Here is a 13,658-nt window from a genome sequence, read left to right as displayed (position 1 = left end):
GGGCGTTTCATGATTCAGCAAGCTGCGGCCCGATCCTTTCACTCGTCAGGAGAGAGACCATGAAAGATGTCGCACAGACCCCGGCAGTACGGCAGGGCAAAAAGCACGGTTTCAGAACCGCACTGATACTGGGTGCCGGACTGGCGGCTGCCGCAGTGGGTGGGATCGTACAGGCCCAGACGCTGGTGCTGGGCCATGGCGCTGCTCCCGGCAATCCGCGTTCACTGGCCGCAGACCACATGGCCGAACTGGTCAATGAGTACAGCAACGGCGAGCTCAAACTGAACATTCAGGGCTCGGAGCAGCTGGGATCGGACCTGCAGATGCTGCAACAGGTACAAAGTGGGGCGTTGGGGCTGAGCGCCAACAGTCAGGGTGCGCTTGGCAATATCGTGCCCAAGGCCAACGTCTTCGGCCTGCCGTTTCTCTTTGATTCCCCGGAGGCGGCCTGGGAGCTCGTGGACGGCGAGATTGGCGATGAAGTGGCCGAGCAGGCCGAGCAGCGTGGCCTCAAGGTGCTGGCCTGGTGGGACAACGGCATGCGTCAGTTCACCAACAACGTTCGTCCGATCGAAACACCTGCCGACATGAAGGGGCTGAAGATACGTGCGCCGCAGGATGCCGTCATCATCGATACCCTGCGTGCGCTGGGTGCCAATCCCACACCGATGGCCTTCGGCGAGCTCTATGTCGCGCTCAAGCAGGGCACCGTGGACGGTCAGGAAAACCCGGTGGTCAACATCGTCTCCTCACACCTGGATGAGGTGCAGCAGTATCTGTCGATGTCCGACTACATGTATCAGGTCGCCCCGGTAGTGATCGGTATGTCGACCTGGCAGCGGCTCTCGAAAGAGGATCAGCAGGTCATTTTGAAAGCCGCCGAAGAATCCACTGATTTCCAACGACAGACCCTGGTCAACCAGACCGAAGAACTGCTGGAGCAACTGCGCAGCGACAATGCCATTGCCATCAACGATGTGGATACACAGGCGTTTCGCGCGGCCACCGGACCAGTGGATGCTGCCTGGGAGAAAAAGCTTGGCGACCTCGTCAGTCGGACCCGACAGGCGGCAGAAAAAGCCAACGAGCACTCCTCGGGCGCAGACTGAGTCTCTTGTCGGGCGGCGGTGTACCCGTGTCGCCGCCCGTTTGTCGTACGACCTGATGGTGAAGGATGAGAGCAGACCCATGACGCAACAGCATGGCGTGCTCAATGAACAGGCATCACATGATCCGCAGGTCGGGCAGATGAAAAAAGCAGACGTATGCCGACCCGGCGCAGCAGCAGGCGCGGCGTAGAGGACGATAGCGTAGTGACCGACGGAGAGCAGAAACGACTTTGTTCTTCCCGTTCCGGGGCATTGGCCTGATGGCGGGCGGCGTGGAAACAGGCCACTGCCGGTACGTTGACCACGCCAGGGGGGCTGGCCGACATGCCCCTGCCACTGAACCTCGTCCATCCTCAGCGCTCTCCGGTGACGCCGGAAGGTGCGCCCATCAAGTGAAATGTCGCGGTCAGGTGTTGATGTCTGTACCTGCATGTCGGTTTCCGAGCAACACGGTTGCGATAAATTGGTAGTACCAATAAGAAACGATTTGCAGAATCCCTTTAATGAATCTCGTAATACTCTGGTCGATTCCCGGTCCTGTGAGGCGGTGATGGACCGCTATTGGTCGACCAAATCACGATAATCGGAGGCCGGGGATGCCTGGTCTTTGGTCGCAGGGCAGGGTTATTGCGGTGTTTTGCCCTTTCAAAACAATTGCTTGTTGCATGAGTCTAAAGTTGAACAGCTGCTTTGGTTGACTGTTAACAATGGATCCGAATACTGCAGGAACAGAGTCGGTCGGGGCGTTTCATGCGTCAGCAAGCTGCGGCCCGATCCTTTCACTCGTCAGGAGAGACCCATGAAAGATGTCGCAAGGGCCCGGGCCCGGACGGTACGGAAAGGCAGGAAGCAGGGCTTCAAAACCGCACTGATACTGGGTGCCGGACTGGCGGCTGCCGCAGTGGGTGGGGTGGTGCAGGCCCAGACGCTGGTGCTGGGCCATGGCGCCGCTTCCGGCAATCCGCGTTCACTGGCTGCCGATCGCATGGCCGAGCTGGCGTCACAGTACAGCGATGGCGATCTCGAACTGCGCGTTCAGGGCTCGGAACAGCTGGGGTCGGATGTTCAGATGCTGCAGCAGACCCAGAGCGGGGCGATCGGTCTGACCGCCAACAGTCAGGGATCGCTGGCCTCCATTGTGCCCAAGGCCAACGTATTCGGCCTGCCGTTCCTGTTTGATTCGCCGCAGGCGGCCTGGGAAGTCGCGGACGGCCCGATCGGTGATGAAGTGGCCGAGCAGGCCGAACAGCGTGGCCTGAAGGTGCTGGCCTGGTGGGACAACGGTCTGCGCCAGTTCACCAACAACGTGCGCCCGATCAAGTCCCCCGAGGATATCAAGGGCCTCAAGATACGTACCTCCCAGGACGCGGTGACCATCGATATCCTGAGCACGCTGGGCGCCAACCCCACACCGATGGCCTTCGGCGAACTCTATGTCGCGCTCAAGCAGGGCACCGTGGACGGTCAGGAAAACCCGGTGGTCAACATCATGTCCTCTCATCTTGAAGAGGTGCAGCAGTATCTGTCGCTGTCCGACTATCGCTATGAAACCACGCCGGTCGTGATCGGCATGCCGACCTGGCAGCGTCTTTCCGAAGAGAACCGGCAGGCGCTGCAGCAGGCCGCCCGGGAGGCCGGTGACTTTCAGCGCCAGACATTGATCGAGCAGACCGACGACCTGCTGTCGCAGCTGCGCGACAGCGGCGCCATGGAGATCAATACCGTGGATACCGACGCCTTCCGTGAAGCCACAAGGCCGGTTTATGACATCTGGCAGGACAAGCTGGGCGATATCGTCGAGCGTGCCCGCAAGGCCGCCGACGAGGCCAACCAGGCCCATCAGGCCACCACCGGCGGGGCGTCCGCGTCCTGATGATCGCCCGGTGAACGCCGGGCCCTGATGCGAGGGAGACGACAATGAGTCAGGGGCATGACGCAATGAAGGCAGACAATTCCACCTCGACACCACCGCTGTTGCGGTGGCTGAACCGTGGCCGTGAGCTGTTTTATGTCATTGGCAGCACGGTGGTGGTGGTCACCACGGCGGTGATCGGCATCACTCTGATGGCCGGTGTCATCGTGCGCTATTTTCTGGCCGGCTCGCTGGCCTGGGGCAACGAGCTGCCGGTGATCCTGTTTCCGTGGCTGATCATGGGGGGGGTGGTCATGGCGGCCGCGCGCCATCAGCACCTGGGCGTGGATTTTTTTGCCCGCAAGCTGTCATCGACGGCGGCCCGGGTGCTGATGATCGTGGTGCGACTGATGGTGGTCGCCCTGATGGTCATGCTGATCCAGCAATCGTTTGCCCTGATGCAGTTCATGCAGTATCAGACCACGCCGGTGCTGGGCTGGCCGGCCACATGGTCCTTTTATAGCCTGCCGCTGGGCGCCGCCGGGGTGCTGCTGCTGGCCGTTATCGATCTGATCGGGGTGGCCAGCGGTGCCGAGTCCCCCATCCAGGAGGAGCTCACCCCATGACCGTCATCGCGCTACCGCTGTTTCTGCTGCTGCTGGTCATGGCGCTGCCGATTGGCTATGCGCTGCTGGGGGCCAGCAGCATCGGCATTGCCCTGAGCGGCAGCTATCCGCTATCGATCGCTGCACAGCGCTTTTTCGATGCGACGCAAAGTTCGCTGCTGCTGGCGATCCCGTTTTTCATTCTGGCCGGTGAGCTGCTGATTGCCGGTACCCTGGGTCAGCGCATCATCCACTTTGCCGGCATTCTGGTCGGCCGGGTGCGTGGTGCACTGGGACAGGTGAGCGTGGTGACCTCGATGCTGTTCGCCGGTGTTTCCGGCTCGGCGGTGGCGGATGCCTCGGCGCTGGGGTCGGTGCTGATCCCCTGGCAAAAGCGGGAAGGCTATCCCGCCCCCTTTGCCGCGGCGGTCAATTCGGCCAGTTCGGTGATCGGCGTCATTATTCCGCCCTCGATCCCGTTGATCATCTATTCCAGTGTCTCTCAGGTCTCGGTGGGCGCACTCTTTCTGGCCGGTATAGTGCCGGGGTTGATCTTCGTTCTGGCGAGTCTGGTGGCGGTCTATCTGATCGCCCTGCGTGGCGATTTTCCCCGCAGCAGTCAGCCCTTTGCCATTGGGCCCGTCATGCGCGGTTTTGTCGCATCGCTGCCGGCGCTTCTGATGCCGGTGATCATTCTGGGCGCGCTGATCGGCGGGATCGCCACGCCCACCGAGATCAGCGTGGTGGCGGTGTTCTACGCCCTGATCGTACGGGTGTGCTATCGCGACCTGACCCCGCGCGGGCTGCTCGGCTCGGTGCTGAGCGCCGGTCAGGCCACCGGCGCGGTGCTGCTTCTGATCATGGCCTCCTCGGTACTGGGATGGATCATGACCGTGGATCAGCTGCCTTCCAGACTGGTGGACTTCATCAATGGTCTGGGGCTGGCCGATGTACTGGTGATCGTGTTCATGAACCTGCTGATGCTGGTCGTGGGCGCCGTGATCGACATGACGCCGGCCATCCTGCTGCTGGCGCCCATCATGATTCCGCTGGCCGAGTCGATCGACATGAGCCTGATCCAGCTGGGCATCATGATGGTGCTCAACCTGGCCATTGGGCTGTTCACGCCGCCGGTGGGGACGACGCTGTTCATTTCGTCCTCGATTGCCGGCGTGCGGATTGAACAGACCGCCCGGGCACTGGTGCCGTTTTATATCTTCGCCATCATCGTGCTGATGCTGGTGAGCTACGTGCCGGCGCTGTTCCCGTCCGGCTGATCGGGGGCGCGGCGCCTTCATGAGGCGCCGCGCCAGAGTTTGTTCATTCTTGTTGTTAACAGTCAACAAAAGGAGGCCGCATGCGGGGTCATCGTTTTCCGGGGGGGCTGTCATGAAGGCCACGTTACCCGATGCCGAACAGATGCGTGATATCGGTATGGCGGTCAGTACTGCGGCATGGGACGGCTACGACTGGCCCGAGATTTTCGCGTCGATGGCGCGGCTCAATATCGCCGATGTGGAACTGGCGTTTATCAAGGGCTACGTCAACGAGTTTACCGATGCCGACCTGAACGATGAACTGGCTCGGAAGCTGTGCACCCTGATGGCCCGGCACGGTCAGCGCTGCACGGTGCTCTCGGCGCATATCGATCTCGGCGAGCCCGGCGCTGCAGAAAGCATGGCAGTGCGCATCCGCTTTGCCGCCGCCCTGGGGGCACGCTATCTGATTTCCAATGCGGCGGGCCTTGCCGGGCGTGAGCCTTTCGAGCAGGGCCTTGATCACATGATGGCGGCGGCGCGCGAGGCCGGCGTCAAACTGCTGTTCGAAAACCCCGGCGATGGCAGCAATAACCTGATCAACCAGGCCAATGACCTGCCAGCGCTGCTGGCGCGACTCGATACCACCGCGACCGGCATCAACTACGATCCGGGCAATCTGATCTCGCATCGCCCGGCGCTGTCGCCGGTCGAGGATGCGCTCGAGGCGATACCCCTGAGCGAGCACCTGCACCTCAAGGCGGTCAGTCGCGAGTCCGATGGCTATCGCTTCGGCGCGCTGGGTACCGGCGATATCGACTATGCGCCCATCGTCGAGGCGCTGGCAGCCCGCGGGCTGCCCTTCAGCCTCGAGCTGCCCTTCCGGCTGCGGCGCGATGCGCACGCCCAGCCCGACAAACGACCCGAACCGCTGCCGATCGATGAGATCGAGCAGGGTGTGGCGGCGTCCCTGCGCTGGATGGCACAGCACCATCCAGGTTTGTAATCACCCGTGGTCATCCACGTTTCACCCTCTTCGGGAGTACATCATGAAAGGACTGTTGGAAGACAAGGTATGCATCATCACCGGCGGTGCCGGTCCGCGAGGCATCGGCAAGGCGGCAGCACGGCTGTTTCACGAGCACGGCGCCATCGTGGTGATCGCCGATCTGGATGAGACCAAAAGTCAGGAAGCGGCCGCGGAAATTGCCGATGAGCGCACCATGGGTGTGGTCTGCGACGTCACCGACAAGGCGTCCTGCGAAGCGGCCGCCAAACGGGTGGGGGATCAGTACGGGCGGATCGATGTGCTGATCAACAATGCCGGGATTACCCAGCCGCTCAAGACGCTGGACATTACGCCGGAGAACTACGAGCAGGTGACCGATGTGAGCCTGCGCGGCATGTTGTACATGTCTCAGGCGGTACTGCCCTGGATGGTGGAGCAAAAGGGGGGTGCGATCGTGAATACCTCGTCGGTATCGGCGCAGCGTGGCGGCGGTATCTTTGGTGGACCGCACTACAGTGCCGCCAAGGCGGGCATGCTGGGGCTTTCCAAGGCGATGGCGCGTGAATTCGGCGTGCACAATATCCGCGTCAACTCGGTGACGCCGGGGCTGATCCAGACCGATATCACCGGTGGCAAGCTGACCGACGAGATGAGAACGCAGATCCTGACCGGGATTCCGCTCAACCGTCTGGGTGACGCCAATGATGTGGCGCGGGGCTTTCTGTTTCTGGCCTCCGAGCTCTCTTCCTACACCACCGGTGCGGCGCTGGACATCAACGGCGGCATGCACATGTACTGATGCGCCAGGTGTTCCATCAATGACAGGGCGCCCCGCAACGGGGCGCCGGTCGATCAACCGGTGCCCTGTGCTTCCATGGCCAGCGTCAGGCGCCGGGCCGCCTCATCCATGTGCTCAACGAGCACCCGTTCGATATGCGCCGGCTCGCGTCGAGCGATCGCATCCAGCAGGTGGTCGTGACGATCCGCCGATATATTGTGCAGTGCGCGTTCGAGACCGGCATGCATGATCGTGATTCGAATCGGCCCTTCCAGAGCCAGCCAGCTCGACAGTAACACCGGATTATCACTCAGTTCGCACAGGGTACGGTGAAAGGTCAGATCCGCCTCGATCTGTTCACCCAGATCACCCTGAGCCTCGTACAGTCGCTGCAGGCAATCACGCAGGGTCTCCAGGCGCGCCGAAAAGTCGTCATGGCGACAGAGATTGTGTGCCGCCAGTACTTCAAGAGCCGTACGGACCTGATAGAGATGACCGATGTCTCCTTCATGGATCTCTCTTACCCGCAATTGGCCCCGTGGGCCGGCGATCAGCAGCCCCTCCTGTTCGAGCCGGCGCATCGCCTCGCGCAGCGTACCGCGGCTGACACCGAAGGCGGTCGACAGATCGGTTTCTACCAGATGATGCCCGGCCGGCAGCTGCCCGGAGGTGATCGCGGAGCGCAACCCGTCCAGACACTGGTCACGAAGCGTGGTGCGCTGAAGACGTTTGATGCTCATGGGCCGTTCCTGTGAAGGCGGTAATACATGGGTCAGGATAGCTCTTTTGGCCATTGTAGACTGTCAACAAATGCAGGCAACTGCCGTGCCAATGATCTTTATCTGAAGAAATGTTCGCATTATCAACGCTCTCCGCAGTGACTAACTTTAGTCGCAATCCCTTCCGATTACTCCATTTATTGCCTTTTATTTCAAAGCGTTAAAAACGTTAAACACAAAGTCTTAGCGCTTGATGCAGGTCAGGGCATTGCAGCCCGAAGGCGTCGCGGCGTTAATACATTTGAACGAAGGCAGGTCAAATGATTTGGACAGGCACGGTTGATACCGCGCCCACAGCGTCCAAAGGCGTTTATACAACACACCTGCCCCGCAGCGGAGACCGGTTTGATATGACAGCAGATGCCAGTACCCATCCCCGCCCTCGTGGTCGCAAAAAATATGGTCGTGCCGTAACGGCCGTGGTGGTCGTTGTGGTAGCCGCCGCCATTGCCTGGGATACGCACGTGGTCGAGCAGGGCGCGCAGTCCGATGCCCAGAGCGGACAGTTTTCGGCCGAGCGCTACGGGCAGGAGCAGTTCCCGCAGATCCGTGACAGCGTCGAGTCGCGTGCCGTCGAGGCGCCGGCGCTGGCGCAGGCGCTCAGTGAGGATGCCAGCGCCGCCGGCGAGCGCTATGGCGTGGCCAGCGGTATTGGCCCGATCTTTCCGGTTCAGTTCACCGGCACGGCTGGAGAGGGCAAATCCGGTATCTACACGATCGATATTCCCGACATGCCGGAAGGTACCACGGTGCGGGTCCAGACGGGTCCGGCGATCAACGGCACGGTGCTGCGTGACGCCACCGGCGAGATCAGCTTCGGCCAGTTCACCAACCAGATCGAATATCAGAATGCCGGGGCGTCGATCAACGATGCCATGAAGGCCGAGGTACTCGAGGACGTGGATACCGCGAACCTGAGCGGCAAGACCGTTGAGATCACCGGCGTCTTCCAGATGATCAATCCCAACAACTGGCTGATTACGCCGGTGGCGCTGGATGTGCAACAGGCCGGGCAATAACGGGAGCGTCTCATGAGCAGTGAAGAGAGTGTCATGGGCAAACCGGCATCGCCGTCACGCGAGACGGGTGAGGTCGTGCTGTCGGCGCGCAACGTGTCCAGGTCCTTTGGCAGCGTGCATGCGCTCAAAAGCGTCAATTTCGATATCCGCCGCGGGCAGGTGACCACCCTTTTCGGCGAAAACGGCGCGGGCAAGTCGACGCTGATGAAGATTCTTTCCGGGGTGATGCAGCCCAGCGCCGGCGAGATCGTGCTCGATGGCCGTCCGGTCAGCTTTGATTCCACCGTGGATGCCCAGCGCCACGGCATCTCGATCATTCACCAGGAGCTGAGCCTCGCGCCCAACATGACCGTGCGCGACAACATCTTCATGGGCCGTGAAATCGGCGGGCCGGGCGGTGTGAACTACGCCGCAGAGTCGCGCGAAACCGAGCGGCTGATGGCCGAGCTCGACGAGCCCATCGATCCGCTGACGCTGGTGGAGGACCTGCGGCTGGGGCAGCAGCAGATCGTCGAGATTGCCCGGGCGCTGTCGGTCGACTCGCGCATTCTGATCATGGATGAGCCGACCTCGGCGCTGTCGGCCTCCGAGGTCGAGGTGCTCTTCCGGGTCATTGCGGATCTGAAAAGCCGTGGGGTGTCGATCGTCTATATCTCGCACCATCTGGAAGAGGCGCTGACCATCACCGACCACGCCGTGGTGCTGCGCGACGGGGCCATGACGGCCTACGCCGAGCGCAGCGAGATCGACCTGGAGTGGATCGTGCGCCACATGGTGGGGGAGAACTTCGATCTGGGCTCGCCGCCGACCGGCTACACGATGGGCGAGGTGGCGCTGTCGCTCGATAACATCAGCGTGGCGGATGTGGCCGTGCCGGAGCGCTCGGTGGTGGATCGGCTGTCGCTGTCGGTGCGTGCCGGCGAGATCGTGTGCATTTACGGCCTGATGGGGGCCGGGCGCACGGAGCTTCTGGAGTGCGCCGCCGGGCGCGTGTCGCCCAGCGGTGGACGGGTCATGCTGGAAGGCGAGGATATCTCCCGGTTGAGCATCGCCGAGCGTATCGAGCGCGGGCTGGTACTGGTGCCCGAAGACCGTCAGCGCGATGGCCTGGTCCAGACCATGGCGGTGGGCGAAAACCTGTCGCTGGCCAGCATTGGCGCCTTTACCCGCGGGCTTTTGACCTCGCGCCGGCGCGAGCAGACCGTCATCGACGACTCGATCCGCAACGTGCACATCAAGACCGATGGCGGCGCGGCCGGTATCGGTTCCCTGTCCGGCGGCAACCAGCAGAAGGTGGTCATCGGCAAGATGCTGGCCACGCACCCGCGCGTGGTGCTGCTCGACGAGCCCAGCCGCGGCATCGATATCGGCGCCAAGGCCGAGGTGTTCCGGCTGCTGGCCGAGGGAGCTTCAAAGGGACTGGCCGTCATCTACTCGACCTCGGAAGTGGGGGAGTGTCTGAGCGTGGCGCATCGCATCGTGGTGATGAGCCGCGGGCGTATCAGTGCCGAGTTCGGGTCCGATGTGACCCGCGAAGAGATCATGGCGGCCTCCGGAGAATAATCCGCCGAGGGCTGAAACAAGCGTATAGCAGGGATCATCAACATGTCCGATGTTCAAAAACATGCGTCATCCGCCACCGCCGACAAGCGCTCTTCCCGGTCGGCGCCGAGTCGCTCCGGTGGATTTGATCTGGGGCGTATTCTTCTGGAAGGGCGCGCCTTTTTTGCCCTGATTGCCATCATCATCATCTTTTCGATTCTCTCGCCGGTCTATTTCTCGACCAGCAATTTTCTGACCATGTCGTCGCACGTGGCCATCTTCGGGCTGCTGTCGATCGGCATGCTGCTGGTGATCCTGACCGGCGGCATCGATCTGTCGGTCGGCTCGACCATGGGGCTGGCGGGCGTTATCGCGGGCTTTCTGATGCAGGGGGTATCGCTGGATATTTTCGGCGTGACGCTCTATCCGCCGGTCTGGGCCGTGGTGATACTGACCTGTGTGGCCGGCGCCTTTGTGGGCATGATCAACGGGGTACTGGTATCGATGTTCAAGGTGCCGGCGTTCGTGGCGACCCTGGGCACGCTCTACGTGGCGCGCGGCGTGGCGCTTTTGATGACCGACGGGCTGACCTACAACAATCTGGGCGGCAATCCCGAATTCGGCAACACCGGTTTTGACTGGCTGGGCTTTAATCGTCTGTTCGGCGTGCCGGTGGGGGTACTGATTTTCGCCGCGGTCGCCATCGCCTGCATGTTTGCACTCAATCGCACGCCCTTCGGGCGCTGGGTCTACGCCACCGGCGGCAACGCGCGCGCCGCGGAGCTCTCCGGGGTACCGGTCAAGCGGGTGCAGGTATGGGTCTATGTGCTCTCCGGCGTCTGCGCTGCCATCGCCGGGCTGGTGCTCTCTTCGCAGCTGACCTCGGCCGGCCCCACGGCCGGTAACACCTATGAGCTGACCGCGATTGCCGGGGTCGTCATCGGTGGTGCGGCACTGACCGGCGGGCGCGGCAACGTGCGCGGCACGCTGCTGGGGGCGTTCGTGATCGGCTTTCTCTCCGATGGCCTGGTCATTATCGGCGTCTCCTCCTACTGGCAGACCGTTTTCATGGGCGCGGTGATTGTACTGGCGGTGCTTCTCAACAGTATTCAGTACAAGCCTCGCAAAAAGCGCGCCGCAAGTACCGAGGAGCAAAAGAAGACGCCGGCCTCTTCCGGAGCGGCGTAGGTCGGCTCGTGCGGCATCGAAACGCCGGTTCGCCGGCACATCAACCGTCAAGGCAAGGAGCATCATCATGCTGAAAAAGGGAAAGCGTCTTCTGGTAGCGGGCCTGGCCGTTGGGGCCATGGTGCTCGGCGGCAGTGCGCTGGCGCAGGAGCAAAACCAGCAAAAGGGCCTGATTTCGATCATCGTCAATGACACCTCCAACCCGTACTGGTTTACCGAGGGACAGATCGCTCGCGAAACGGCCGAGGAGATGGGCTATAGCGCCAACGTCAGCGCCCACAAGGGCGATACCAACGCTGAAAGCCGTCAGGTCGATACCGCGATCACCAATCAGGCAGAGGCCATCATTCTGGACCCGGCCAATGCCGATGGCTCGATCGGGGCCGTGAAGAAGGCGGTCAATGCCGGCATTCCGGTCTTTATCGTCAATGCCGAGATCAACCAGCAGGGGCTGGCAAAGGCGCAGCTGGTTTCCAACAATGCTCAGGGCGCGGCGCTGGGCGCGCAGCAGTGGATCGAGGCGGCGGGTGACAGTGCGCGCTATGTCGAGCTCAAGGGCGCACCGTCCGACAACAACGCGGCGACCCGTTCCAACGGCTATCAGACCGTGCTGAGCCAGTATCCGGATCTCGAGCTGGTGGCGTCCGACGTGGCCAACTGGGACCGCACCCAGGGCTACAACAAGACGCAGAGCATGCTGCAGGCCAATCCGGATATTCAGGGCGTGATCAGCGGCAACGATGAGATGGCGCTGGGTGCGATTGCGGCGCTGCGCGAGTCGGGCAAGCTGGAGGATGTTGTGGTCGGCGGTTTCGATGGATCGCCGGATGCGGTCGAGGCCGTCAGCGCCGGTGACATGGCCTATACCGTGCTGCAGCCGGTGGCGATCTTTTCAAGGCGCGCCGTGGAGCTGGCCGATCAGTTCATCCGTACCGGCGAGACCGGCATGGACAGCGAAAAGCAGCTCTTTGACTGCATGCTGATCACCCCGGACAACGTCGATCAGGTCACCTCTCCCTTCGTGCTGGAACAGTAAGCGTTCTGATCCGTTCTGGATCAGCATTGAAGCCGCCTGTCATGGCGGCTTCCTTGATTCATGTCATGGGAGATCGGAAGGGATGGACTGCCGGGCATCGAGGGTCGATTCAAAGCTGTTCATATGTTCGATGCTCGATCATCCACGAGGCGGTGCGTGCCGTAATAAAGCCGCGGAGTGTTCACGAAGAGATTTTAAAATTTTTATTGAAATCAGCTTTGTAGATTGGTTGTTGCCCTAAAGTATAAGCCCTCGAGGACGGCATTTGATTGACCGGCCGCGGTCAGTGGCGTTATTTCATTTGTCCACGGCAGGAACAAATGATTTTCCAGAGCGCCACGAGGTAACCATGTCTGACACACTGACGCAGGACAACGTTTCCCAGCACGAGATTCCCAAAACCATGAACGCCGTGGTCGCCTATGGCCCCGGCGACTATCGCTATGAAGAGGTGCCGGTTCCGACGCTGGACAACGATCGCGAGATCCTGGTGAAGGTCGAGGGCTGTGGTATCTGTGCCGGCGACATCAAGTCCTTCGACGGGGCACCGAGTTTCTGGGGCGACGAGTATCAGCCGGCCTACATCAAGGCGCCGATGATCCCGGGCCACGAGTTCATCGGCCGCGTGGTGAAGGTCGGGGATGCGGTCACCGACTACAAGCCCGGTGACCGCGTGATCTCCGAGCAGATCGTGCCCTGCTGGGACTGTCGTTTTTGCGGACGCGGCCAGTACTGGATGTGTGAAAAGCACGATCTCTACGGCTTCCAGAACAACGTGAACGGCGGCATGGCCGAGTACATGAAGTTCACGAAGGAGGCGATCAACTATCACGTGCCCGAAGAGCTGCCGCTGGAAAAGGCGGTACTGATCGAGCCGTACGCCTGCTCGCTGCACGCCGTTCAGCGCGCCAAAATCGAGCTGGGCGATGTGGTAGTGCTCTCCGGCGCCGGGACACTGGGCCTTGGCATGGTCGGGGCCGCCAAAAAGGCCGGCGCCGAGAAGCTGATCGTGCTGGATCTCTTTGACGACCGTCTGGAGCTGGCCAGACAGTTCGGTGCCGACATGGTGCTCAACCCCAAAAATGACGATGTGGTGTCGATCATCAAGGAGATGACCGGCGGCTACGGCTGTGATGTCTACATCGAGGCCACCGGTCACCCGAAATCGGTCGAGCAGGGCCTGTCGATGATTCGCAAGCTGGGCCGTTTCGTCGAGTTCAGCGTGTTCAAGGACCCGGTCAGCGTCGACTGGAGCATCATCTCCGATCGCAAGGAGCTCGATGTGCTCGGTTCGCACCTGGGGCCGTACTGCTATCCGCTGGTGATCGAGGGCATCAGAAACGGCGATTTCCCCACTGATGGTGTGGTCACGCACAAAATGCCGCTGGAGAAGTTCAATGAAGGTTTTGAGCTCATGACCAGCGGCGCGAAGTCGCTCAAGATCGTACTGGTACCTTAAGCGCACCATGCAGACAGCGCGGCGAA

General features: G+C 61.5%; 12 protein-coding genes. 11 read left to right on the top strand and 1 reads right to left on the bottom strand.

The genetic code is table 11. From position 1 onward, the window contains the following. Positions 1–59: 59 nt before the first annotated feature. The 6 genes from M1D97_RS14710 to M1D97_RS14685 all read left to right on the top strand — a co-directional run bounded on the left by M1D97_RS14710 (position 60) and on the right by M1D97_RS14685 (position 6,630). Positions 60–1,109: a TRAP transporter substrate-binding protein gene (locus tag M1D97_RS14710; protein WP_456268447.1), complete on the top strand. Its 1,050-nt coding sequence runs from the start codon at positions 60–62 to the stop codon at positions 1,107–1,109. Positions 1,110–1,908: 799 nt separating this feature from the next. Next, positions 1,909–2,982, top strand: coding sequence for a TRAP transporter substrate-binding protein (locus tag M1D97_RS14705; protein WP_456268446.1), 1,074 nt, complete (start codon positions 1,909–1,911; stop codon positions 2,980–2,982). 44 nt (positions 2,983–3,026) lie between these two features. Next, complete coding sequence (locus tag M1D97_RS14700) at positions 3,027–3,587, top strand: TRAP transporter small permease (RefSeq protein ID WP_456268445.1); 561 nt, start codon at positions 3,027–3,029, stop codon at positions 3,585–3,587. Next, positions 3,584–4,843 (top strand): TRAP transporter large permease, encoded by a 1,260-nt coding sequence (locus tag M1D97_RS14695; protein ID WP_456268444.1) that lies wholly within the window; start codon positions 3,584–3,586, stop codon positions 4,841–4,843. The genes M1D97_RS14700 and M1D97_RS14695 overlap by 4 nt, the downstream gene beginning before the upstream one ends. Positions 4,844–4,955: 112 nt before the next feature. Continuing rightward, on the top strand, positions 4,956–5,828 hold the full coding sequence (locus M1D97_RS14690; RefSeq protein ID WP_456268443.1) for a sugar phosphate isomerase/epimerase family protein: 873 nt from the start codon (positions 4,956–4,958) through the stop codon (positions 5,826–5,828). Between the two features lie 43 nt (positions 5,829–5,871). Continuing rightward, the gene (locus M1D97_RS14685; RefSeq protein ID WP_456268442.1) at positions 5,872–6,630 is read left to right on the top strand and encodes an SDR family NAD(P)-dependent oxidoreductase; all 759 of its coding nucleotides are present in this window, start codon (positions 5,872–5,874) and stop codon (positions 6,628–6,630) included. A gap of 53 nt (positions 6,631–6,683) precedes the next feature. Here the strand turns inward: M1D97_RS14685 and M1D97_RS14680 are convergent, their stop codons facing one another. Further along, positions 6,684–7,349, bottom strand: a complete 666-nt coding sequence (locus M1D97_RS14680) for a GntR family transcriptional regulator (protein ID WP_456268441.1) — start codon at positions 7,347–7,349, stop codon at positions 6,684–6,686. Between the two features lie 389 nt (positions 7,350–7,738). Here M1D97_RS14680 and M1D97_RS14675 point away from each other — a divergent pair, with 389 nt between their 5' ends. The 5 genes from M1D97_RS14675 to M1D97_RS14655 all read left to right on the top strand — a co-directional run bounded on the left by M1D97_RS14675 (position 7,739) and on the right by M1D97_RS14655 (position 13,632). Further along, on the top strand, positions 7,739–8,407 hold the full coding sequence (locus M1D97_RS14675; RefSeq protein ID WP_456268440.1) for a DUF2291 family protein: 669 nt from the start codon (positions 7,739–7,741) through the stop codon (positions 8,405–8,407). A gap of 12 nt (positions 8,408–8,419) precedes the next feature. Continuing rightward, the gene (locus tag M1D97_RS14670; protein ID WP_456268439.1) at positions 8,420–9,970 is read left to right on the top strand and encodes a sugar ABC transporter ATP-binding protein; all 1,551 of its coding nucleotides are present in this window, start codon (positions 8,420–8,422) and stop codon (positions 9,968–9,970) included. Positions 9,971–10,012: 42 nt separating this feature from the next. Continuing rightward, positions 10,013–11,137 carry an ABC transporter permease gene (locus M1D97_RS14665; protein ID WP_456268438.1) on the top strand — a complete coding sequence of 375 codons (1,125 nt, stop codon included), beginning with the start codon at positions 10,013–10,015 and terminating at the stop codon, positions 11,135–11,137. Between the two features lie 67 nt (positions 11,138–11,204). After that, on the top strand, positions 11,205–12,173 hold the full coding sequence (locus tag M1D97_RS14660) for a substrate-binding domain-containing protein (protein WP_456268437.1): 969 nt from the start codon (positions 11,205–11,207) through the stop codon (positions 12,171–12,173). A 349-nt stretch (positions 12,174–12,522) separates the two neighbouring features. Continuing rightward, entirely contained in the window at positions 12,523–13,632 is a 1,110-nt protein-coding gene (locus tag M1D97_RS14655; RefSeq protein WP_456268436.1) for an MDR/zinc-dependent alcohol dehydrogenase-like family protein, read from the top strand. The last annotated feature ends 26 nt before the right edge of the window (positions 13,633–13,658 follow it).

It is taken from the genome of Kushneria sp. AK178 (assembly GCF_053903105.1).
The sequence above is the reverse complement of the archived record's forward strand: the minus strand, read 5'-3'. Positions and strand labels throughout refer to the sequence as shown.